This window comes from Thiolapillus sp., from assembly GCF_048562965.1.
Classification (GTDB): Bacteria; Pseudomonadota; Gammaproteobacteria; order Chromatiales; family Chromatiaceae; genus Thiolapillus; species Thiolapillus brandeum_A.
In genome coordinates, this window is record NZ_JBHNMF010001635.1 from 1 (window position 1) to 525 (window position 525).

The following is a 525-nucleotide window of genomic DNA, read 5'->3' on the forward strand; positions in this document are numbered from 1 at the left end:
AACAATCTATTCTATTCTCATCAGTCAGCTTACCGTGCCGGTCATAGCACCGAGACAGCCCTTCTCAAGATCGTCAATGACCTTCTCTCTGCTCTCGATGAAGACAAAGTCTCTCTCCTGTCTCTGCTTGATCTGTCTGCTGCCTTTGATACTATTGACCACTCCATTCTTCTGTCACGTCTTAGTTACTCTTTTGGTATATCTGACACTGTCCTTGCTTGGTTCACTTCCTATCTCACTGATCGCACCCAAACTATCTCTGTAAATGGCTCCAAATCTCTCCCGGCTCCACTCCATTACGGCGTTCCCCAGGGATCTGTCCTAGGGCCCATCCTCTTTGTCCTCTACACTCAACCCCTTTCTAAGATAATCCAACACCACTCTTTATATCATCACAGCTTTTCTGATGATAACCAGCTCTACATTTCTGCCAACCTAGCTCAGCTTCAGGAAATAATTAGGACTTCACAATCGTGCATATCTGATGTTCAGGCATGGATGCACAACAATAAACTTCAACTGAAT

General features: G+C 45.0%; 1 protein-coding gene. It reads left to right on the forward strand.

The features are described from left to right. A partial coding sequence (locus ACOCD2_RS25940; protein ID WP_419626439.1) for a reverse transcriptase domain-containing protein occupies positions 1-525 on the forward strand: 525 nt, incomplete at both ends.